This is a genomic window from Pseudoalteromonas sp. bablab_jr011 (genome assembly GCF_016464045.1).
GTDB lineage: Bacteria > Pseudomonadota > Gammaproteobacteria > Enterobacterales > Alteromonadaceae > Pseudoalteromonas > Pseudoalteromonas lipolytica.
In genome coordinates, this window is sequence record NZ_JACDWU010000208.1 from 1 (window position 1) to 22,995 (window position 22,995).

Annotated in this window: 21 protein-coding genes and 1 pseudogene; 16 read left to right on the forward strand and 6 right to left on the reverse strand. The window is 41.6% G+C overall.

From position 1 onward, the window contains the following. The 5 genes and pseudogenes from JIG41_RS12330 to JIG41_RS12350 all read left to right on the forward strand — a co-directional run. Positions 1 to 79, forward strand: a pseudogene (locus tag JIG41_RS12330) (IS200/IS605 family transposase); the annotation flags it as partial. A 125-nt stretch (positions 80 to 204) separates the two neighbouring features. Further along, positions 205 to 549: a hypothetical protein gene (locus JIG41_RS12335; RefSeq protein ID WP_036968811.1), complete on the forward strand. Its 345-nt coding sequence runs from the start codon at positions 205 to 207 to the stop codon at positions 547 to 549. A 19-nt stretch (positions 550 to 568) separates the two neighbouring features. Next, on the forward strand, positions 569 to 1,012 hold the full coding sequence (locus JIG41_RS12340; protein ID WP_118844217.1) for a hypothetical protein: 444 nt from the start codon (positions 569 to 571) through the stop codon (positions 1,010 to 1,012). A gap of 38 nt (positions 1,013 to 1,050) precedes the next feature. After that, positions 1,051 to 1,419 carry a hypothetical protein gene (locus tag JIG41_RS12345; protein ID WP_199524840.1) on the forward strand — a complete coding sequence of 123 codons (369 nt, stop codon included), beginning with the start codon at positions 1,051 to 1,053 and terminating at the stop codon, positions 1,417 to 1,419. Positions 1,420 to 1,501: 82 nt separating this feature from the next. After that, positions 1,502 to 2,626: a sterol desaturase family protein gene (locus JIG41_RS12350; RefSeq protein WP_199524841.1), complete on the forward strand. Its 1,125-nt coding sequence runs from the start codon at positions 1,502 to 1,504 to the stop codon at positions 2,624 to 2,626. Positions 2,627 to 2,647: 21 nt separating this feature from the next. Here the strand turns inward: JIG41_RS12350 and JIG41_RS12355 are convergent, their stop codons facing one another. The 3 genes from JIG41_RS12355 to JIG41_RS12365 form a co-directional block, all read right to left on the reverse strand. Further along, a complete protein-coding gene (locus tag JIG41_RS12355; protein WP_199524842.1) occupies positions 2,648 to 3,934 on the reverse strand; it encodes a leucine-rich repeat-containing protein kinase family protein in 1,287 nt (428 codons plus the stop codon). A 31-nt stretch (positions 3,935 to 3,965) separates the two neighbouring features. Continuing rightward, complete coding sequence (locus JIG41_RS12360) at positions 3,966 to 4,679, reverse strand: YebC/PmpR family DNA-binding transcriptional regulator (protein WP_199524843.1); 714 nt, start codon at positions 4,677 to 4,679, stop codon at positions 3,966 to 3,968. Between the two features lie 74 nt (positions 4,680 to 4,753). Further along, positions 4,754 to 6,496, reverse strand: a complete 1,743-nt coding sequence (locus tag JIG41_RS12365; protein WP_199524864.1) for an ABC transporter ATP-binding protein/permease — start codon at positions 6,494 to 6,496, stop codon at positions 4,754 to 4,756. A gap of 207 nt (positions 6,497 to 6,703) precedes the next feature. Between JIG41_RS12365 and JIG41_RS12370 the strand changes: the two genes are divergently transcribed. From JIG41_RS12370 to JIG41_RS12410, 9 genes are all read left to right on the forward strand, one after another. Beyond that, positions 6,704 to 7,750 carry an NAD(P)-dependent alcohol dehydrogenase gene (locus JIG41_RS12370; protein WP_199524844.1) on the forward strand — a complete coding sequence of 349 codons (1,047 nt, stop codon included), beginning with the start codon at positions 6,704 to 6,706 and terminating at the stop codon, positions 7,748 to 7,750. Positions 7,751 to 7,878: 128 nt separating this feature from the next. Then, entirely contained in the window at positions 7,879 to 8,316 is a 438-nt protein-coding gene (locus JIG41_RS12375) for a hypothetical protein (protein ID WP_036968795.1), read from the forward strand. Positions 8,317 to 8,389: 73 nt separating this feature from the next. After that, positions 8,390 to 10,201 (forward strand): protein translocase subunit SecD, encoded by a 1,812-nt coding sequence (gene secD / locus JIG41_RS12380; RefSeq protein ID WP_199524845.1) that lies wholly within the window; start codon positions 8,390 to 8,392, stop codon positions 10,199 to 10,201. Beyond that, positions 10,198 to 11,118: a protein translocase subunit SecF gene (gene secF, locus JIG41_RS12385; RefSeq protein ID WP_036968789.1), complete on the forward strand. Its 921-nt coding sequence runs from the start codon at positions 10,198 to 10,200 to the stop codon at positions 11,116 to 11,118. Before secD ends, secF begins: the two co-directional genes overlap by 4 nt. Positions 11,119 to 11,299: 181 nt before the next feature. Further along, positions 11,300 to 11,776 carry a GreA/GreB family elongation factor gene (locus tag JIG41_RS12390; RefSeq protein WP_199524846.1) on the forward strand — a complete coding sequence of 159 codons (477 nt, stop codon included), beginning with the start codon at positions 11,300 to 11,302 and terminating at the stop codon, positions 11,774 to 11,776. A 251-nt stretch (positions 11,777 to 12,027) separates the two neighbouring features. Continuing rightward, positions 12,028 to 13,422, forward strand: coding sequence for a RimK family protein (locus JIG41_RS12395; RefSeq protein WP_036968785.1), 1,395 nt, complete (start codon positions 12,028 to 12,030; stop codon positions 13,420 to 13,422). Then, positions 13,423 to 14,526, forward strand: a complete 1,104-nt coding sequence (locus JIG41_RS12400; protein ID WP_074988274.1) for a GNAT family N-acetyltransferase/peptidase C39 family protein — start codon at positions 13,423 to 13,425, stop codon at positions 14,524 to 14,526. Between the two features lie 27 nt (positions 14,527 to 14,553). After that, positions 14,554 to 15,048, forward strand: coding sequence for an MgtC/SapB family protein (locus JIG41_RS12405; RefSeq protein WP_036968779.1), 495 nt, complete (start codon positions 14,554 to 14,556; stop codon positions 15,046 to 15,048). A 109-nt stretch (positions 15,049 to 15,157) separates the two neighbouring features. Then, positions 15,158 to 15,607: a GNAT family N-acetyltransferase gene (locus tag JIG41_RS12410; RefSeq protein WP_036968776.1), complete on the forward strand. Its 450-nt coding sequence runs from the start codon at positions 15,158 to 15,160 to the stop codon at positions 15,605 to 15,607. A gap of 319 nt (positions 15,608 to 15,926) precedes the next feature. Here JIG41_RS12410 and JIG41_RS12415 read toward each other — a convergent pair whose 3' ends face one another. Further along, positions 15,927 to 16,937 carry a GlxA family transcriptional regulator gene (locus JIG41_RS12415; protein ID WP_036968773.1) on the reverse strand — a complete coding sequence of 337 codons (1,011 nt, stop codon included), beginning with the start codon at positions 16,935 to 16,937 and terminating at the stop codon, positions 15,927 to 15,929. Positions 16,938 to 17,062: 125 nt separating this feature from the next. Between JIG41_RS12415 and JIG41_RS12420 the strand changes: the two genes are divergently transcribed. Together JIG41_RS12420 and JIG41_RS12425 are read left to right on the forward strand one after the other, a co-directional pair. Next, the gene (locus tag JIG41_RS12420) at positions 17,063 to 18,961 is read left to right on the forward strand and encodes a beta-ketoacyl synthase (protein ID WP_199524847.1); all 1,899 of its coding nucleotides are present in this window, start codon (positions 17,063 to 17,065) and stop codon (positions 18,959 to 18,961) included. Between the two features lie 300 nt (positions 18,962 to 19,261). Further along, entirely contained in the window at positions 19,262 to 20,755 is a 1,494-nt protein-coding gene (locus JIG41_RS12425; protein ID WP_206770767.1) for a BCCT family transporter, read from the forward strand. A 182-nt stretch (positions 20,756 to 20,937) separates the two neighbouring features. Here JIG41_RS12425 and JIG41_RS12430 read toward each other — a convergent pair whose 3' ends face one another. Together JIG41_RS12430 and fghA are read right to left on the reverse strand one after the other, a co-directional pair. Next, on the reverse strand, positions 20,938 to 21,489 hold the full coding sequence (locus JIG41_RS12430; protein WP_199524848.1) for a sigma-70 family RNA polymerase sigma factor: 552 nt from the start codon (positions 21,487 to 21,489) through the stop codon (positions 20,938 to 20,940). A 659-nt stretch (positions 21,490 to 22,148) separates the two neighbouring features. Then, entirely contained in the window at positions 22,149 to 22,985 is an 837-nt protein-coding gene (gene fghA, locus JIG41_RS12435) for an S-formylglutathione hydrolase (RefSeq protein WP_036968767.1), read from the reverse strand. Between the last annotated feature and the right edge of the window lie 10 nt (positions 22,986 to 22,995).

The window sequence follows — 22,995 nt, forward strand, 5'->3', positions numbered from 1 at the left end:
TGAAGAAATAATAAGGCGGTATGTCAGGCACCAAGAAAAGGAAGAGGTGCAAGAGCAGGCGCAGTTAACACTTCAGTAAACAACGCCCCCTTCTAGGGGGCTAATGCAAAGCCACCTTCTTTAGAAGGTGGATCTTTTACTTTTGCTAGAAAAAACATTTTATTCGCAGTATCGTGTTGTTTACCGATATTTCAGGGAAAAATAATGAATAAAGTATTGCCAATACTATGTTTACTCATAGCATCCTGTGGCTCAACCACAACTAATAACTATCCTGACTTTACTCTCCCCAAAGACGTTTTATTACAAGCAAAAGACGACTTTAGACGTTCTGATGATAAAATTTTATTTTTGTTGATGGTCAATCAAACGGGTGATGTAGTTAAGGTAAGGGTATTGGATAATAAATTACAAAATAAGCAATTTTTGAATATGTTCAAGAAGAATATGTACAACCTCAAATACCCAAAAGCAGATAAAAGTGATCCTGAATTCAGGGAGTTTGTTTTACCATTCGGTGTAAAAACTGAAGTCGAATTCTATGGTTAAATACATCGAGGGACGAACAATGAAAAATATCCTGCTACCGCTTCTACTTAGTGCACTTGCAATGCTTCCTAGTTATACATTCGCTTCTCAAGAGGCGCAGCAACTCGCTGTTTGCCTAACTGATTCACTCAACGGTAAGGAACGTAAGAACCTTGCCAAGTGGATTTATCTGGGTATGTCGACTCACAGTATTATCAAACCGTTCTCAAACGTGACAGAACAAGATATCGATGATACCAATCGCTATGTTGGCGCATTAGTTACGCGCTTATTAACCGAAGACTGCCCAAAGCAAGCAAAAGCCGCTATTGATGTCGGTGGGCAAGGGGCAATGGAAAATGCATTTCGTCTTGTTGGTGAAGTTGCAATGCAAGAATTAATGACAGAGCCCAGTGTTGGCAATGCTTTGGGCGCATTTGATAAATACCTTGATCAAGAAAAGTTTGATAAAGCATTTCAATAGATTTCTATCGGGAAGTCGATACCTAAATAGGGAAGTTAATGTATCAAAAATTTAAATCGTTATTAGGCAACAGCGTTTATAAATCAATCGCGCTTGTTCTCGTTATACTTCTGGCTGGCCCAGAGTTAATGATAGGTTACGAGTTAATGGCGTTAGTTGAAATTTTAGGCCCAACCACATTTGTGCTTATACATTTAGTTGGTATCAAGCTTTATTTTTATAAATTTAAACAGCTTTTTTTACGCTTTGAGTCGCATAGTGCCTTGTTTTTGCCAACATTTAAGCAGCTTAAAACAATGCCAACGTTGCTGTATCACATACTACCAGAGCGCACTTTCGTCGCGAGTTTTTTACTTAGTGTTGCAGTGGGCTGCGCTCAAATAACATATTCCGCTTTTGTGTTTTAATGTCGCGTTGGCTAATTCAATTACCCATTTTTACGCATAATTGTCTGTGCTATGCTGCGACAAATTATTAAATGGATTTTAGATGATGTCTCGTATTAGTAAGCGACTCTTCCGTGCTGAGCAGTTTCACATCGGCGAGGGTAATATTAGTGGCTATATTGCCTGTTTTTTAGCGATGTTATCGTGTTTAGGTGTATTGGCTTTTCACTTCCCTGAATACCTTACAACCCCAGAATTACGACAAAGTTACAGTGTCGAATTTTTACGTCAGTTAATGTTTGTGGCACTGATTATTTCAGGCAGTTTAGGACTGTTGAACTTTGTCCGTAATACCAATAAACGACTGGGGGCAACTGCTTGGGTATTAATAACGGTGGCGATTGCGTTTGGTGGTCCTAACGTTGAAGTGGGCGACTTTAGGGATAACACGCCGTATTTAGGGCTTGATTGGTTTATTCTTGATTTACTCGGCTCTACGCTTATTTTTATCCTTATTGAAAAATTATTACCACATCGCAAAGAGCAAAAGATTTTACGTTCTGAGTGGCAAGGGGATTTAAATCATTTCTCTATTAATCATTTAATTATTGGCTTTGTACTGCTTGCAACGAACCAGTTTGTTCACCATGCGTTTGGGTGGGCAGTGTCTGAGACTGTACAAGGCTTTATTGTGCAAATGCCGTTTGTTCTACAACTGTTTTTGATTATTTTAGTGGCTGATTTAATGCAGTATGTTGTTCATAAAGCTTATCATGAAGTGCCATTGCTTTGGCGTTTTCATGCTGTGCATCACAGTGCAAAAGAAATGGATTGGTTAGCGGGATCTCGTCAGCATATTTTAGAAATTTTAGTGACTCGCAGCTTAGTGCTTACGCCTATTTTCGTGCTTGGTTTTCCTTCTGATGTCATTAGTCTTTACGTGATCATTGTTGGTTTTCAGGCGGTATTTAATCACGCCAATGTGAGGGTTAAATTTGGGTGGTTGAGATATATCATTGTGACACCACAATTTCACCATTGGCATCATTCATCAGATAAAGCCGCTATTGATAGAAATTATGCCGCGCACTTCTCGTTTTTAGATTACGTACTTGGCACGGCGGTAAAAGGCCAAGCCGAGTGGCCTGATAAATACGGTGTGGTGGGTGATTACATGCCAGAAGGTATGCTCAAACAGCAGTTGTTTCCGTTTAAAAAGCAAAAATAAAGCCTCAACGAGGCCTTATTTTTATAACCGGTTTAATACTTCGCTAAAGCTGGGTCGTTGTATAGCTTCTGCGCGTAAGCAATCTGTAGCGATGGCGGCAAGTTGTTCGGTAATGGCGTTCTCGTTGCTGACGACTGTGAGTAAGTCTTCAATAAAATAACCAAGCGCACGTATTTCTATGCCGTGCATGCATTGCTGCTGATACGGCACTAACTGTGACAAGTCGGTTGCTGCGCCAAAGTCGCCAAAAAGTAAGTCAGCGTTGTCGTTTATCATGCTGTTATGCGCATAGATGTCACCATGGCTGACATGGTTTTTGTGCAAATGCGCCAGTGTGCTGCTCATTTGTTTCACAACCTTTAGCACAAACTCAGGGCTATATTGGCAGCCATTTTCAAAGGTATCGCGAGTACAAGTGTCAAATGACGGAGGTAAACCGAGATTCCTGAAGCCTTCACCAATCAGCTCCATGACTAAACCTAATTGTGATGGCTCATTTATATAGCCAAGTGCTTTGATGAGGTTAGGGTGCTCGTTTGCTTGTAAGCAACAATTTAACTCATCTAGCGGGTAGCCATCGCTGGTTATATTGCCTTTAAATAACTTAAGGGCAATAGGGCGCTGCTGCCAATGTGCTAAATGAATAAACCCCGAGGCACCTTGGCCAATTTGCTGTTTTACATCTAGTTCATCTAAGCCAATTTCAGAAAATTGCTCAGACTCCAGAGAATCTGAACGATTAAAATCATTGCCCGAAAATGCAAGCCACGCAAGTTTGGGCAGTTCAAGCAACCAATTATCAATGTGAGAAAGCCTATTGGCACTTAAGCGAACCAATTCAAGCTCGTGGCAGGCACTCATTGACTCTGGTAGGGCCGTTAACTGATTACCGGCTAACGCTAATTTTTTTAGTTTACTGTACTCACCAAATGATTCAGGCAACGCTTTGATTTGGTTATCGGTTAAAATTAGCCATTCGATATTGCGTGGTAAACTGTGCTCGGCAAACTCGCAAATTTGATTCCCTTTAAACGCCACCATGATTAAATTTGGGCATTGCTTTAGTACTTTCGGAATGTGCTTAAACTGATTAAATGATAAAAACAGCCGCTTTAAGTTTTTTAGCGTGTGGAAATCATCAGGTAGGTTGCTTAATTGATTATTCGATAAATCGAGAATTTCTAATGTGTTGGCGAGGGTGTAAATTTCTTTTGGAAAATCAGTCAGTGCTTCTACGAGTTGCAGGCGAGTACAGCCTTGTAAAGCGCCTGATTTTAACTCTTCGAGGGTATTCAAAATTAAGTCCATGCGTTCAGGCCAACATAGTTGGCCTTGTTAATTAAAACTGTGCGTTGTGGTAAACGTTTTGTACGTCGTCGCACTCTTCTAGCATTGATAAAAAACGTTCCATTACTTCAACGTCTTCGCCTTCAATTGGTGCTTCAACTTGTGGTACGAAAGCGATGAGATCTTCATCGAAGTCGCTAATGCCCATTTCTTCAAGTGCAGTGCGCGTATTGTTGTATTCTGTGTGCGGCGCAAATACAGTGATTTTACCGTTTTCAAGTTCAACATCCGTCACATCGACATCGGCCATCATCAGTGCTTCTAATACGGCTTCATCATCGTCGCCATCGAATACAAAAATAGCGAGGTGGTCAAACATATGCGATACCGAGTTTTGTGCGCCAATTTTGGCGTTTACTTTGGTAAAGCACACACGTACGTCGGCAAAAGTACGTTTGTTATTGTCTGTTAAACAGTCAACTATGATCATGCAGTTGCCTGGGCCATACCCTTCGTAGCGGGTCGCAACATAATCTTCGCCGCCACCCCCTTTGGCTTTATCGATTGCACGCTCGATTACATGACTTGGTACTTGATCTTTCTTTGCGCGCTCGATTAAACGGCGCAGCGCTAAGTTGCCATCAGGGTCTACACCGCCATTCTTAGCGCAGATATAAATTTCTTTACCGTACTTAGAATAAACTTTGGTTTTAGCACCCGCAGTTTTAGCCATTGAATCTTTTTTATTTTGGTAAGCTCTTCCCATCTGCGTGTTGCCTTTTTGTTTTAGTGAAAATTAAAGCGGCTATTCTAATCATTTAGCGCGCTAGTTAACAGTTTTTATTCTTCACTCTGTTGTAATTGCCACATTCGGGCATACTCGCCATTCGCTGCGAGGAGCTGCTGATGTTGACCCTGCTCAACCACTTTACCATCTTGCATTACAATGATTTTATCGGCATGTGTAATGGTTGATAAGCGGTGCGCAATAACAAGACTGGTGTGTTTTTTAGCCACTTCACGCATGGCGCTCAGAATAGCTTGTTCTGAATGTGAATCGAGAGCCGAGGTTGCTTCATCAAACACTAAAATCGGTGAGCCTTTCAAAATTGCGCGAGCAATAGCTATGCGTTGTTTTTCGCCTCCCGATACTTTTAAACCACGCTCACCAACGAGTGTTTGATCGCCCTTATCAAGGCTTGCAATAAAACTATCAAGGTGCGCAAGTGAGATCGCGTGATCAATCTCAGCCTCGCTTGCTTGGGGGTTACCGTAAGCTATGTTATCGCGAATTGTGGTGTTAAATAACACGGTGTCTTGCGGCACAATAGCAATCGCTTGTCGCAAACTTTCTAGAGTAACCGTATTAATTGCTTGGTCATCAATATAAATGTTTCCTGCATCGACGTCATAAAACCGATAAAGCAGGCGGCTTAAGGTACTTTTACCAGCTCCACTGGCACCGACAATGGCGACTTTACTGCCAGCTGCTACCTCAAAGCTTAATTGCTTTAAGATAGGGCGTTGCTTGTCGTAACTAAATGACACATTGTCGAAGCGAATAGCTGCGTTGTGTAATTTCAGCGGTGTGGCATGTGTGTCATCGCTTATTGCTGCTTTTCTATTTAAAAGCCCGAGCATGTTTTCGAGGTCGGTGAGTGCGCGGCGGATTTCTCGGTACACAAAGCCTAAAAAGTTGAGCGGTAAAAATAACTGAATCATGTAGGCATTAATCATGACCAGCTCACCAATACTCAACTCTTTATTGACAACATCGCTGGCGCCCAGCCACATTAGTGCCGTTATAGCCGCAGCAATAATAAGTGCTTGTCCTGAATTAAGCGCAAGCAACGACATGCGGTTTTTAAGTCGCGCTTGTTCCCATTTAGCGAGAAAACTGTCGTAGGTGTTTGCTTCAAACTGTTCATTATTAAAATATTTTACTGTTTCGTAATTAAGTAAACTGTCGATTGCACGGGTATTCGAATTATTATCAGCAGCATTTGCTTCGCGAATAAATCGGTTGCGCCACTGAGTGACAACCACTGTAAAGACAATATAAGTTGCAACGGCCACGAGGGTCACTAAAGCAAACCACGCAGAGAATAGGGTGGCAAAAATAATCGCCACAGTCATAATTTCAAATAAAGTGGGCACAATATTAAACATTAAAAAGCGCATTAAAAAGCTAAGTCCATTGGTGCCTCGCTCAATGTCGCGACTAATACCGCCGGTTTGTCTGTCTAAATGAAAAGCCAATTCGAGGTTATGTAAATGTTTAAACACTTTTAGACCGATATGACGCATTGCGTGTTCTGTTACGCGTCCAAAAAGGGCATCACGTATTTCGCCAAAAAACACACTCGCAAAACGAAGTAAACCATAGGCCACTAATAGGGCAACAGGCACACTTAAAATAGGGTGAATATTGGCATCAACGGCGTCGATAATTTCTTTTAGAGCCCAAGGCATCAATAATGTCGCGCCTTTAGCAGCAATCAGTGCTAATACTGCTAAAGTAACTCTTCCTTTAAATGTCATTAAATAGGGCCACAGTGTTTTAATGCTTTGTGACAAATTCATAGCATCAGGGGATTTTGTAACCTGTTCTCGACGGCTCATTCCACGCATGGGGGTCTCTTAGAATTAATTTAATAAAAATAGGCAAACATATCGGTATTTTAGGCAAGTGAAAATGCAGCTTTACCTCTATACTGGTGACAGTATACATGAGAGCATTAACATGTAGTTAAATACAAACGTAAACACGAAGAAAGTAAAGGAGTAATCATGAAAACCATTGGTTATGCAGCACATGCCTCAGAAAAACCTTTAGAGCCGTATCATTTTGAACGTCGTGCACTTCGTGACGAAGATGTCTCGATTGAAATCCTTTATTGTGGTGTGTGTCATTCAGATTTACACACTGCAGAAAATGATTGGGGATGGACTCAGTCCCCTGTTGTGCCAGGTCATGAAATTGTGGGCCGTGTTCTTGAAGTAGGCAGCGGCGTTACTAAGTACAAAGTAGGCGATCATGTTGCGGTAGGTTGCATGGTTGATAGTTGCCTGAGTTGTGACCAATGTCATCAGGGTGAAGAGCAGTTTTGCCGTGAAGGCATGGTTGGTACTTATTCTGGTCAAGACCGAATTAGCGGTGAATTAACCCAAGGCGGCTATTCAAAACACATCGTGGTGCGTGAAGAGTTTGTATTACGTGTACCAAAAGGTTTAGATTTAGCTAAATGCGCACCTATTTTATGTGCAGGTATCACAACCTATTCACCACTTCGTACTTGGAATGTGGGTCCGGGCAGTCGTGTGGCTGTAATCGGCTTAGGTGGTTTAGGCCACATGGCAATTAAAATTGCAGCGGCAATGGGCGCACATGTGACGGCTATTAGCCGTAGCGATAAGAAAAAACAGCAGGTGCTATCGTATGGCGCAAAAGAGTTATTAGTCTCAAGCGACGAAGCGGCGATGCAAGCACATGCTAATCAATTTGATCTCATTATAAATACCATACCTGTAAAGCATGACTTTACACCTTACATGCCATTACTTGATATTGATGGTACGCAAGTCTTGGTTGGTCAAGTGGGTGAGCTTGCTGAGTCAAACTCAGTTCCAATGTTATTGGGGCGCCGTCGTGTTGCCGGTTCATTGATTGGAGGGATAGCGCAAACACAAGAGATCTTAGATTTCTGTGCCTTACATAATATTCTTCCGGAAGTTGAAATGATCAAAATGGACGAAATTAATGATGCCTTCGATAAATTAAAACAAGGTGATATGGCCTCACGTTTTGTCATTGATATGTCATCATTAGACGTGTGATAACAAAGCCGTAAGTTGACACTAAAACGCGAGCCTCTTTAGGCTCGCTTTTATGTGTTTAATGACTTGTTTTTTATTTTTTAACCCTCATTATAGAGGGGTTATCCGCTTAATTTATTGGTTTCTCTTTGTTACGGTTTTTTTCAGTCATTATATTGCTATTTACTGTGCTCTTTAGTGCACAGAGCTTAGCTGCGCCTTCGACTGATTCGCCACTGGTTGCCACTAAATTTTATCAGCTTGAATTAACGAAACCCCCTATCATTGCCCATAAACAGGTTATTGTTCATCCAAAGCCTTTAGAAAAGTCGGGTTTTGATACTTTATTACCCCGACTTACAGCCAGTAATTCATCCTTATTTCTTTACCATAGTCAGGTAGATCCTGATTATGAGTTATTGATTGAGTTTTTCGCTGAAAACTGGGGTAAAGCACATTTCTTAGCACCTCCTAAAAGAGCACAGACTGTTCCTTGGTTTGCTATTACGAGTGCGCGAAAATCACGTATTAGTGGCTGGAAAGACGCTAATCTTATTTATAAAGCCCGCGCTACATACCACAGCTAAACGACTTCCTTCGTCATTTTTTTATTTTAGGAATTAATTTTACCGGCTTAATAGAGTCGGAAGGAAGTCTTGTATGTCAAAGAAAAAAAAGCCGACGTTTTGGCGTCGACTAAAAATGAGCTATGCCGCTATGATAGCTGCCTGCATTTTATTATCTATCAGTGCGCTACCTAATTTATACCCAAATAAATCGTGGTTACACATCGAGCAACCTGAACAGGTTGTATCACTGCAAATGGTGACTAATTCGCTAAATCAACAGGGTTTTAAGGTAGACAAAGCGAATGATTCAGCTAATCAGTTGGCTATTTTATTAAATGAGCCAACACAAAGTGCCAATGCGCTGAGCTTTATTAAAACAGCGTACCCCACCTTAAATAGCAAAATTGTTGAGCATGCCACAAGCCCTCAATGGTTACAGCAGTTAGGCTTATCGCCAATAAAGCTCGGGCTAGATTTAAACGGTGGCGTGCTATTCGTGCTTGATGTTGATTTAGATAAAGCGATGCAAGAGCACCTAAGTAGTGTCTATCAGCAAACTAAGTTAGTACTTCGCAAAGAAAAAGTACGCGGCATTCGTGCCAGTGAAGTGAAAGGCGGCATTGAACTGCACGTTTTACCCAGTGGTGAAAATAACCTGGCTGGCTTAGTCGCCACGTTACAAGCGCAATTTAAAGGCCTCGTGCAAACTAAATCAACCAGTAATAATTTAACCACGGCGTTTTTGCATTTTGATGAGCAAAGCCGCAGTGAGTTTGATAAACAAGTGATGGCGCAGAGCTTAACAACATTACGAGGACGTATTGAAGAGCTCGGTATTACTGAAGCGGTAACACAGAGACAAGGCAAGCAGCGTATCCGCATAGAGTTACCCGGTGTGCAAGACCCCGCAGAGGCAAAGCGGATCATTGGTGCGACAGCAACCCTTGATTTTTATCAGGTTGTTGAAGTCGGTGGCAAAGCCTTTAATGTACAAGGTGGCGGAGTTGTTAACCTTAACCCTGTCGCTATTTTTTCGGGGGACCATATTAATAACGCCAATGTGGGCAAAGATGAGTGGGGGAAACCGCTTGTTCAGTTGAGTTTAGATTCGCAAGGTGGCGATGCGATGTCTGCTTTTTCAAAACGCAACATTGGTAAACCCATGGCCACCGTTTACTCAGAGTATTCGCGAAACGCCAATGGCGAAGTGATTAAAAAAAGTGAAGTGATTAATATCGCCAATATTGCTCAACATTTAAGTTCACGCTTTAGTATCACTAATATGAAAAGCCCACAAGCGGCCTACGATTTAGCATTGTTATTGCGTGCAGGTTCGCTCACAGCACCCGTTACAATAGTCCAAGAGCAAACGATAGGGCCAAGCTTAGGTGCTGAGAATATTGAGCATGGCCTTGCTGCATTAATGCTGGGTATAGGTATTACTCTTGCTTTTATGGCGCTGTGGTATCGCCGCTTAGGGCTTATTGCCAATATTGCTTTATTACTTAATTTAACGGCACTAGTGGGGTTAATGTCATTATTACCGGGCGTTGTACTCACGCTACCTGGCATTGCGGGCTTAGTGTTGACCATAGGTATGGCCGTTGATACTAATGTGATTATTTTCGAGCGTATTAAAGAAGAAAAACGCAAAGGTAGACCCACCTATCAAGCCATTGAGCAGGGTTATAATCAAGCATTTTCCACCATTTTTGACGCAAACGTAACAACCATGATTACGGCGATTATTTTGTATGCAGTCGGGTATGGCCCCGTCAAAGGATTTGCCATTACGTTAGCACTTGGCTTACTCACCAGTGTGTTCACCGGTGTGTATATTTCAAAAGCACTTAGCCAAACACTGTATATTAAATTAACGAATTTAGCGGGGGCAAAAGCATGAGCTGGTCTACATTAACAGCAGCAAGTAAAGCGCGCGTTTTAGGATTACTTCTAAGCTGTGCGCTAGTGATAAGTAGCCTTGGGGTGTTATCGGTTAAAGGGTTAAACTTTGGACTTGATTTTACAGGGGGCTATATCACAGATATTAGCACCGAATCGGTTACCTCGATTGCAGACTTAACAGCAAAGCTAAGCCCTGAGGTCGTCGATAAACTAATAATAAGCAAAGCAGGCGATCATCACTTTGTTTTAAGACAAGCCCCAGACCTTAATACAACGGCTAATTGGCAGGCAGAGCTTAGCCAGCAAGGCATTGACTTTAAAGTGCTTTCAACTTCATTTTTAGGGTCTCAAGTGGGTGATGAGTTATTTGAGCAAGGTTGTTTAGCACTTTTTGCCGCACTTATCGCAATTATGGTGTATTTAGCCGTGCGTTTTGAATGGCGACTGGCTGTGGGCTCAGTGGTCGCACTATTACATGACTTAATTTTGGTGCTAGGTTTGTTTTCGTTATTAGGGCTTGAGTTTAATTTAACCGTGCTGGCGAGTTTATTAGCTATCATTGGTTACTCATTAAATGACTCAATCATTGTTGGCGACAGGGTCAGGGAGCTTTTACGTATTCAATCAGGTAGTCAGCGCATTGATACTCATGTGGTGATCAACGATGCAATAGGCTCCACACTCACTCGCACATTAATTACCTCAGGTACAACTCTTGCGACCATCGCATGTATATGGCTGTTAGCCGGTGCTGCATTAACCGGGTTCGCGATTGCCTTATTTGTCGGCATTGTGGTGGGAACATTTTCATCAATTTGTATTGCTGCCACGTTACCGCAGTTATTGGGTCTGAGTAGCGATAATTACACGCAAACTTTAGATGATAAAACCCAAGCTTACATTGATATGCCTTAACCACACTTGCGCAGGGTTAATCATGATTAACCCTGCGCTTTTTTAAACTTAGCACGCGCAATATAAAGCACCAATCAGATAAGCTAATGAGCTATTGCTAACATATTCAAACCATATCAGTTCAGTTACAAAAATCGTAAAACAGGGTAGAATGCGCATTTTACGTTTTAGCTGCTTTGATATGAATAAAACACACGTTATAGAACACCTTCGTTTCGCCTTAGAATCGCAATTACACCGTGCTAAAGAAGCGGCAAAAGCGGCTCATGATGCTGCCACCCATGAAGAAAGTGTGGCCGAAACTCAATACGACACCCTAGGATTAGAGGCGGCCTATTTAGCTCAAGGTCAAGCTGAACGAGTGAATGAATGTTACCGTGATATTCAAGCGTTTAATACGGTATTCAAAGAAACAAAATTTCCGAAAGTTCGCGAAGGGGCATTGGTCTCTCTTATTGATGATCAAGACCAGCAAAAATGGTTCTTTATTGGTCCAAGTTCTGGTGGCTTATCAGTGACAGTTAAAGAGCACACGATTTATGTTGTGACTCGCGAAGCACCCTTAGGTAAAAAATTGCTTGGTAAAAAAGTGGATGACGAAGTCGAACTTGTCATAGGCGACAAAAAGCAGTTTTATACCATTGATAAGTTAATTTAAACACACTGATTTTTAATTAGTAAATTTCATCTTTAAGTGAAAAATATCTCGTTGGTAACTCCTCGCAAAACACTCTATAAATCACATCAAGCTTAGCGCTTATACCCACACGCTTAATCAATCTAAATGATTTTGCATTATTGCGGGTTGGTATCATAAGCACCCATCTAGTTGAGTGAATTTTAGCCTCATGCATTCACTTAATTGGTTGGGTGTTTTTTCATTATTAAAGACTTATTATAGGAAAAGTCGTGTTTAAAACCTTGATTGTGGTTGATAACAACGAGCAGCGTATTGCTCAAAACTTTGAAAATGTGATCACTTTTGATACTTACCTACGTGATTACCCAAAACATAACGAACCCAAAACACGTATTTTAAATCTGTGCGATACAGGACAGTATTTAAGTAAGGGTTACTATTGTTCTTTACTTGCAGAAGCAAGACAACACCAAGTATTACCCAGCGTAAAAACCATTAATGCATTACGTTCAGATGAGCACAGCTCTCGCCACATGCAATTACAAGGTCGCACCGTATTTTTTGGGCAAACACATTGCGAAGACGATATTAAAGCAACTAAAGCATTGTTTTCACAATACCCTGCGCCAATACTGGTGTGTGACGAGCAAGGTGTAGTGAAACAAGGTGCTATTGCGGCGCTTGATGACGACGCGTTTGCCGAATTTGTAAAACAGTTAAGCAGCTTCACAGAATCTGTCTGGCGTATTCACGATAAAAAACGCCGTTACCGCTGGGATATGGCGATTTTGGTTGATCACCAAGAAAAAGTACCACCCAGTGATAAAGACGCCATTGCAAAATTTATTAAAGCGGCAGCTAAGCATGGCATTTATGCACAAGCACTGACTTTTGATGAAATTACCAGTATTGCGCAATACGACGCACTATTTATTCGTCAAACAACGGCGATTGACCACCCAACTTATCGATTAGCAAGTAAAGCACAAAGCTTAGGGCTTGTGGTAATTGATGACGCAGAGTCAATTTTACGCTGCTGTAATAAAGTGTACTTACACGATGCCTTTAATTATCAAAAAGTGCCAAGTTTAAAAACACATGTGGTAGCTGATACATCAACAGACACCATTGAAAACTTAGAAACAAACTTTACGTACCCATTGGTGCTAAAGATGCCAGAGGGGTCATTCTCTAAAGGGGTGTTTAAAGTTCAGAACCGTGAAGAGCTGATTGCAAAACTCACGGAGCTTTTTGAGTTCAGTGCTCTAGTGCTAGCACAAGAGTATATGTACACAGAGTATGACTGGCGTGTAGGGGTATTAAATGGTCGCGCGATTTATGCATGCCGTTATTTAATGGCGCGTAATCATTGGCAAATTTACAACCATGATGCAAAACGCTTTTTTTCAGGTGGATTTGAAACTCTCCCGACTTTTGAGTTACCGAAAGTGGTATTAGATGCGGCATTAAAAGCCTGTAAAACAGTGGGTAAAGGTTTGTATGGCGTTGATGTAAAAGAACATCAAGGGCGCGCGTACGTACTTGAAGTAAACGATAACCCAAGCATTGATCACAAAGTAGAAGATGCCTACCTTGGCGATGAGCTTTATATGATCATTATGGACGAATTTAAGCAACGCCTTGAAGCACGAGGCCGAGGTTAAATGAAGACATCACATTGCCAAATCCGGTTTGCGAAAGTATCGGATTTGGCGGCACTTGTTGCCATTGAAGAGCAAAGCTTTAGTCAAGATAGATTAAGCAGTCGCAGCTTAAAGCGCTGGCTTTCAGCAAGCCATGGTTTGTTAATGGTTGCTGAAGTTAACGGTGAATTGGTCGGTTATGGCCTTGTGTGGTGTCATAAAGGCACGCGGTTAGCGCGGTTGTACTCATTGGCCGTCCTTGCGAGCCAACAAGGTAAAGGGGTGGCTTCGCAGCTGCTAATTGCTCTTGAAAACGAGACTGTAAAACGAGGTCGTAGTTTTATGCGACTAGAGGTTGCAGTCAATAATCAGGCCGCAATTCGTTTATACGAAAAGCATGGTTATCATGTGTTTGGTCATTACAGTGATTATTATGATGATCACAGTGATGCGCTACGAATGCAAAAAACGATTCGTCGTAATACCGCCTTTAATGCTGATAAACACACACCGTGGTATCAACAAACCACTGAATTTACCTGTGGTCCCGCGGCATTACTAATGGCTATGTCGTCGCTTAATAATACGCCAATGAGCCAATTAAAAGAACTTGATATTTGGCGTGAGGCAACCACCATTTTTATGACCTCGGGTCACGGTGGCTGCCATCCGCTGGGTTTAGCACTTGCAGCGATGAAACGTGGATTTAAGGCTGATGTTGTTTTAAATACCCGTGAATCATTGTTTATCGATGGTGTGAGAAGTGAAAAGAAAAAAGCAATTTTACACACAGTGCATAACCAATTTGTTGCTGAAGCTATCGTTGCGAAAATGCCTGTACGCTATCAAGAACTAACCCTCAACGATATTGAAACATGGCTAGCGGCGGGTAAAGCGGTGGTTTTACTCATTAGTACATATCGCTTTGATGGTAAAAAATCACCACATTGGGTGTGCGTAACGCATGTGGATGAGCATTGCTTATATGTTCATGACCCATTTTGTGAAGACAAAAAGCAACTCGCCATTGATTGCCAACATGTGCCAATAGCAAAAGCCGATTTTAGTAAAATGGCCAGCTTTGGATCATTGCGGTTAAGCACCGCGATGGCGTTTTCTTTATAATTATTAATTCAAATATTTGGAAGTACAGTGACACTGAATAGTCTATTTGATATTGCCCCTTACTCTTGGTCTGCAATTGGTAGTGCTGCATTTTGTGGTGCGATCATTGGTATGGAGCGCCAATTGCGCGGAAAGCCAGTGGGTATTCGCACCTCGGCGCTTATTGTTCTAGGGACCTATTTATTCTTAGCCACCGCGTTTATGTTACATGGTGATGTAATTGACCACTCTCGTGTAGTTGGGCAAATAATTACAGGTATTGGCTTTTTGGGTGCCGGCGTCATGCTGGCAAAAGATGGCGCAGTGGTGGGTGTTACTTCAGCTGCAACCATTTGGGTATTAGCGTCTATCGGTGTCGTAATTGCCACTGATAACCTTATGGCCGCTATTAAGCTTTCGGTATTGGTTGTGGTTATTTTATACGGTGTTGATGTACTGGAAGCGAAGTTTAAAAGTTTAGGCCGGGGTGTTCACGCACAAGTAAAACGCTATTCAAAATTGTATTATCGCAAAGAAAAATAGTTTTAGAAATTAGAAATCAAACATTAGATATTTGATCTGACTCCGATAAAGTAGGATCCTTTTTGGAGTCAGATCAATTTGAATTTAGATTTTGAGTCGGAAAAATGTAATGACAACTTGTTACTCAATAAAGTCAGCTAATTTACAAGATTTATTACTTGTAGATAGCCAAATTCCTGAGTTTGATGGCAGAAATACGCTAAGTAAATTACACGCAAAGTTGGCTGGTCGTGAGCATCTTGTTTTAGTCGCGTATATTGATAATGAGCCTGTCGCGTATAAGCTCGGTTATGGGTTAGATAATAATACCTTTTATAGTTGGCTTGGTGCCGTGTTGCCAAAGTGCCGAGGGATGGGAATTGCTCAAGCTTTATTAGCAGCACAAGAAATGTGGGTGAAAGAGCATAATTACGATGCAATTAATGTGAAATCAATGAATCGTTTTCCTGCGATGCTAAGTCTGTTGATAAAAAATGGCTATACCATAGCGGGTTATGAAGACAGGGGTAACCCGCACAATAGCAAAATTATATTCAGCAAAGAGCTTGCACCCAATTAAGTTAGTTTGTCTCAATAATTTAAAAAGCGTCGCTTACACTAACTATTCCCATTTGCAATAATATTAAATCCTTTCGAGTGATTAAACTGGTCGCTACCTGCGTTAAAAATGTCTGATTTACGACTGCATGGATGCAGGAGGTAGAGCAATGCAGGAGCAATTGCTGAGAATAACTAAATAACTAAATAACTAAATAACTAAATAACTAAATTTTTGCCTTGTTATCAAACGAAGTTTTATTCGCTCAAAATTATTCACTTAATTAAGCAAATTAGTATGAGTTGGCTTTTGAAGCGTTGTTTTATGGTATTGAATAGCGTTACCCAAATAGCTTACGTCTTACCACTGTTCTATATTCACTGGGTGTTTGCGACAGTACCTTCTTAAATACACGGGTTAAATGTCCTTGGTCATTATAGCCAACTTCAAGTGCCACCTCTTGGATTGATAAATTAGAAGACGCGAGTAATTCTTTCGCGCTTTGTACACGTAACTGCTGCCAATATTCAATCGGAGTTTGGCTGGTGGCTTGGCGAAAACGTCGGGTAAACGTTCGATAGCTTAAACTAAATTGGGCTGCAATTTCCTGTAAGGTGAGCTCAGATGTTAGATTGTTTTTAAGCCAAAACTGGATCTGTGCAATTAATTCGTCTGGGTGTTTATCAACAGCACCTTCTAAATAACGCTGGTCTTCGTAAGGTTTTCGAATTTCATGGGAGAAGTTACGCTCTACATGTTGTGCGGCTTCTCGGCCATAATACTGGCTAATTATATGCACAATGACATCGGCTAAGGCATTTAAACTGGCAACGGTATACATACGCTCAGACTGGGTAATAAAGAAGTCAGGCTTTAACTGTACATTAGGGTAATCTCGTTTAAATTGTTCAGCATAATGCCAATGCGTTGTGGCTGGGTGACCGTTTAATAAACCTGCTTCTGCTACTAAGCAATTACCTGTTCCTACGCCCACTATATGGCTCCCTTGCAGCCACGAATCAGCGAGCCAATTAACAAGGCGAGGATGTTTACTCACCACAGGTCGAGGGTTACGCCAAATACCTGGAACAATAATTAAATCGCTATATGGCGCTGTGTCGGGGTCGCTGTCGGGCATTATGGCAAGCCCCGTTCTGTTTGCAATCGGTTTTACTGTGCTGGCAACTAAATTGATATTAAGCGGGGTAAATTCATCGTACCGGTGATGACTTTTCGCAAAAGCTTCACCCGCCCTAAGCATTTCTATAGGTAGAGTAAGACTTGTAATGAGTAGGTGAGGGTACACTAAAATACTAATTTCGATAGCGTTTGCATGTTTACCGTGTGTCACTTTTATTGCTCCGACCAGTTGTTTTTGGCCTATTATGCATGTTATTTGGCTATTAAAGCACAAGGCTACCTAGTTAATCCATTTAAACTTAAGCAATTCTCGTAACACGTTTCTCAAGGTTATTTATGACAGCATTACCCGTTATTGTTGGTATGGGTGGTATTAATGCCGCTGGCCGCACTTCTTTTCATCAAGGTTATCGTCGTATCGTGTTAGACAGCTTAGATGCAACAGCCCGTCAGGAGACATTTTTAGGCTTAGCGACGTTAATGAATTTAGTAACACTGACCGACGGCGTTTTAAAAGATGCTGAAGGCAACGTTATTAACGAAGCTGATATTGAAGCACAATTCGGCGAACAAGTATTAGCAGGTACGCTAATCCGTAAAATTGAAAAAAATCACTTTGACGTTGATGCAACTCCATGGCAACAAAAAATGACGCTGACAGCGTCTGACGAGCAGCAAATTGTGTTTGAAACTCGTCGTCGTGATTTACCAACGCCAGTACCTGCAAGTTGGCAGGTTGAAGATCTCAGCGATAAAAAAGTAAAAGTAACCATTAGTGCCGACCTTGCTATTAAGCACGACAGCACCCGTGACAACCCGATTAAAGCCGCAGGTCAATTACCTACAGGTTTTGATCCAGCGACCATGTATAACAGTCGTTACCAACCACGAGGCCTACAAGCGACCATTTTTGCGGCAACCGATGCCATTCACTCTACAGGGCTTGCATGGCAGCATGTTATGAATAGTGTTGAGCCTGATCAAATTGGTACATATTCGGCCTCGGTAGCAGGGCAAGTGGATGACGAAGGGTTTGGTGGCTTAATTCGTGCGAGACAACAGGGCGACCGCGTAAGCACCAAACAATTAGCACTTGGCTTAAATACCATGTCGACTGATTTCATTAATGCGTATGTGACTGGTAATGTTGGAACAACGTTCACCACATCGGGTGCGTGTGCCACCTTTTTATACAACCTACGCGCTGCTGTTAACGATATTCAAGCTGGTCGCACCCGCGTTGCGATTGTTGCATCTGTTGAATGCGCCATTACGCCTGAAATTGTCGAAGGCTTTGGTAATATGAGCGCACTTGCTAACGAAGAAGGCCTAAAACGTCTTGATAATACCGATGTGGTAGATCATCGACGTACCAGTCGTCCATTTGGTGAAAACTGTGGTTTTACTATTGGTGAAGGCGCACAGGTGGCAATTTTAATGGATGATGCGCTTGCACTCGAACTCGGTGCTGATATTCAAGGCTCTGTTGCCGATGTATTTGTAAATGCCGACGGTATTAAAAAGTCAATTACAGCACCGGGCCCAGGTAACTATATTACAATGGCTAAATCGGTCGCGCTTGCCAGCAGTATTGTTGGTCAAGAAGCCGTACAAAAGCGCAGCTTTATTTTAGCGCATGGTTCTAGCACACCTCAAAATCGTGTAACAGAGTCTCTTATTTATCATAAAGTAGCTGAAACATTTGCGATTGATAGCTGGAAAGTGGCCGCGCCAAAAGCGTATGTTGGCCACACAATTGCACCGGCAAGTGGTGATCAACTTGCCATGGCGTTAGGCGTGTTTAGTCATAATATTATGCCGGGTATTACCACTATTGATAAAGTGGCCGATGATGTTTATAGCCAGCATTTAGATATTCGCACAGCGCACTATCAATGTGATGCAATGGATATCGCTTTTATAAACTCAAAAGGGTTTGGTGGTAATAATGCAACCGCCACAGTGCTGTCGCCAAACGTGACAATGCAAATGCTTACAAAGCGTCATGGCGATGCAAAAATGGCTCAGTACCAAGACCGCAATACCCATGTTGCACAAGCACAAAATGAATATAAGCAACAAGCCGACTTAGGCCATTATGAGCTTATTTATCGTTTTGGTGATGGTTTAATTGATGAAAACGACATTGTTATTAATGAAGAATCGATGACTATCCCAGGTTTTGACAAAGCGATAGCGTTCAACAAATCGAATCCTTATAAGGATATGTATTAAGATCAAGACATGTTTAAGCACATTCTTGACAGCAAGGCGCTTTTAAAGCGCCTTTTTTCGTTTCCCAAAAAATACACCTTATTTTTAGCTCCTAAATCGTGTAAGAAAATTTAGTTTAAAAGAGCGTATTTAACTCTATCACTCTACTTATAAATATATTTTTAAGGGACATGTAGCCGCGTTGTAGTGATTCAGTATTGGTATAATTTACGCGTTAAAGGTAATAATTCACACTTTTGCCTGTTTGTATCAACGCCGTGCTGACAGTATTCTTAATGCGCTCACTTTTTAGGCTTAATCTTGAAACACTCTATCTCTTCACTTGAAAAAACGGCACTGGCTATTTGCTTGACTGTTGCACTGATCGCTGTTGTTTTACCTAATTTAATGACAGAACAAGTTCAGCCGATGATTTCTAAAGCATTGGCACACATAGGCAGCGGCTTCTTTTTGTTAATTAACTTTTTATTATTTGCAGTAATAATACTTGCGTTTAGTCCATTGGGAACTCGTAAAATAGGGGGTGAGAATGCACGCATTGAATATTCAAATTTTGGGTGGTTTGCCATGCTTTTTGCTGCGGGAATGGGCTCTGGATTGGTTTTTTGGGGAGTCGCTGAGCCTGCGCTGCATTCATTGAGCCCACCCTTAAAGCAAAGTTTATACCCCGATAGATTAGCAAGTAGTCTTGCATTAACGCTGGTCAATTGGGGCGCACATGCGTGGGCATTATATGCGGTGTTTGCCATCGTGTTAGGTGGTTTAACTCAATACAGCGGTAAATCTGGTGACATGTGCGCGCCTGTAATGAGTGCAATTGGCAATAAGGTAGATAAACAGGGGCAACTTACTCTCTGTTTTGTGGTTAAGTTGATTGCCGTATTTGCCATTTTTTTTGGTGTGGTTGGTACCATTGCTAATTCTACATTACTGATCAGCAAAGGAGTTGAGCTTGAGTTAAACATAACTTCGCCGGCTTTAATTGGCTCTCTAATAGTGGGGGTGCTCTTCATTATTTATACCGTATCGGCAAAGTTTGGTATTAGGCGCGGTGTGCAATCGTTAAGTATATTTAATGTAATTTTGGCGTTTACTCTATTAATTTGGCTTTTGTGTGTCGTGCCTATAGCGCCAATTATACAGATAGCCTTAGATGGTACAGGTTATTACATACAACTGCTTGTAACGGGTACTTGGCAGTTTGATAGCCAGTTAAATAACTCATATTGGGCGAATCGATGGACTTATAATTACTACTTTTGGTGGTTAGCATGGGGACCATTCGTGGGTGTTTTTTTAGCGAGAATTAGCCAAGGACGAGCTGTTTGGCAGTTTGTTTTAGCTGTTGTCTGCATTCCCACGGTTGTAACAATTATTTGGTTTTCTGCATTTTCTGGTGCAGCAATTGAATGGGATAAACTGAATCAATCGGGTATTTTATTGGCTATAAAAGATGATTATAGCCAAGGGCTGTTTGTTTTTTTTCATCAATTAGGTTGGCAAGGTACGGTATTCATTTGGGCTAGTTTGCTGCTGTTACTTGTGTTTGTTGCGACATCAGCAGACTCTGCAATTTTAGTTATTAAGCAGCTAGTGGAGCGTGAAAACTCGCAGGGGATTACTTTATATGCTTGGTGCTTAGCTTTGTTTTTATGTAGTTATGTATTGTTGCTTCAGCACGATGAGCTACTAAATAGAAGTGTAGCGATTCTTGGGGCACTGCCTTTTTTGATAATTTTTATTTTACAGTTTGTTGGGTTTTTAAAAGAATTTGTTCGTGACTTGTGTAAGTAAGCTATTCAACATTTTTTACAGTCGTCATTGATTGTCAGTTATTTGTAAGAGGTGGTTAAAGAAGAGTCGCAGTGAGTGTGCCGCAAAATTTTGTCACGGTGAAAGCGTGTGAGGAAATCCCGTCTTGCTGGCTGACTCTTTAAAGTAAATAGTGAGTGCCGGCTTCTAAGTGATCTAATAGGCTAGCTATCTGCGCTGCAACCGCATTGATTCTTACACTCTGCATCCATGCCCTTTACCGCGAAGGTAAAGTTACAGCACGCTTGTAATTTAGTTTTAAGTTGTTCGCGACCGCGTTTGATGCGTGATTTAACCGCTGGCAGGCTCAATTTATATTTGTCGGCAATTTGTTGTTGTTTGAGTTGCTGCAACTCGCTGTCGATAAGTATGTTGCTAACATGGGCGGGTAAATCTTGAATTAACGTGTTAATACAGCGGTTGAGTTGCTGCTCACTGTAAGCAGCTGCCCAGTCTACCTCAGGCGCATGCAGTTGCTCTAGTTCGTCGCTACTACTATTGGGACGTTTACTGCGGTAGTAATCAATTATGGCGTGACGGCAGATTTGATAAAGCCAGGGCTGTAGCTTGTCGGCGGCACTAAGGCTGTCGATATTGTTAAGCACTTTAATAAAGACATCTTGCAGTATGTCTTCAGCCATCGCTTGGTCGTTCACTTTGCTGGCGATAAATCCCAGCAGTTGCTGGTGGAATTGCTTCCAGATATTTTCAATCATAATTAGGCTTCGTCCATACTAAGGCATCAGCACCTAACTGCTGTTGCCTTGATATTTATGACAGCTTAACAGCAGCTGTTTTTTGTATTTGGGTTACAGCTCTTACAATGGCAGGGCTGTAAGGTTTGGCACTCATTGTTAGCACAGTTGCAGTTACAATTACAGCTACTGTCACAGTCATTGTTACAGTTACTTTCATTGTTACAGACACAGGGCTCGTCGCAGTTACTGCTAGTGGCGGGGTTACCGGTGTTGTTAGTTGTACTCATTGTCTTGCTTCCTTATATTGTGATTAAACATTCACTTCACTACTAGAGACGCAAGCGAGAGAAAAAGGATGCACGTATTTATCGCAAGAGCGCTCACATTAGAGGTTACTTGCGCTTTAAATTAGGTAATTTCGTGAGGGGGGGAGGTGAAAATTTATTTATTTACAAGAACTTGTTGTTGAAGAAGTCTTAAAAATATAACTGCCATGTTGCAATAAAATCGACTTATAATTTTTGAGGATATACTTTAATAGTTGTGGGTGAGTATTTTCAGCTACTTTGATTCTCAGGTAAGTAAGTTATTGACAAAAGCAAGGCTCCAACCGTTAGCGCCTATCTGTTTGCTTTGTTGAAAGCGTGTGAGGAAGTTATATCCTCACACTAAGTACACTACAGGTGACGGTGATGAAACTCTAAATGTTCATCAATAAAGCTACTAATAAAATAGTAACTGTGATCATAGCCAGCATGCATATTTATTTCAGCGGGGTAATCTTTTTCATTGACGACCAAAAACAAGTTTTCTGTTCTTAGTTGTTCAACTAAAAAGTTGTCAGCTTCGCCTTGATCAATACGCAGCGGTAAATAATCTTCTGGGCTTGCTTGTTTCATGAGCTCGCAGCTATCGTAATTGCGCCACGCCGCTTTGTCATTCCCTAAGTAATGAGTAAATGCCTTTTCACCCCATGGGCAATTAATAGGGTTGACGATAGGGCTAAATGCGCTTGCGCTGACAAACTGTTTTGGATTTTTAAGCGCAATCATTAGGGCGCCGTGCCCTCCCATTGAGTGACCTGCAATCGCTTTTTTATCAGTAACAGGGAAGTGCGCTTCAATTAACGCTGGCAACTCAGTCACAACATAATCATACATATTGTAATGTACATTGTAGGGGGCTTGTGTTGCGTTAATATAAAAGCCTGCGCCTTGACCAAAATCGTAGCTTTCGTCGTCAGGTACGGTGTCGCCGCGTGGGCTGGTATCAGGTGCGACAATAGCAATGCCCAGTTCGGCGGCTTTTTTAAAGGCACCGGCTTTTTGCATAAAGTTTTCATCAGTACAAGTAAGGCCTGACAACCAATACATCACAGGTACTTTATTGGTTTCACTTGCACCCGGTGGTAAAAATATAGCAAAACGCATTGCGCAGTGTGTACTGCTCGCTTGATGCGTGTATTGCTTATGCCAACCACCGCTGACTTTTGTTGAGCTTATATTTTCGAGCATATCAGCATCC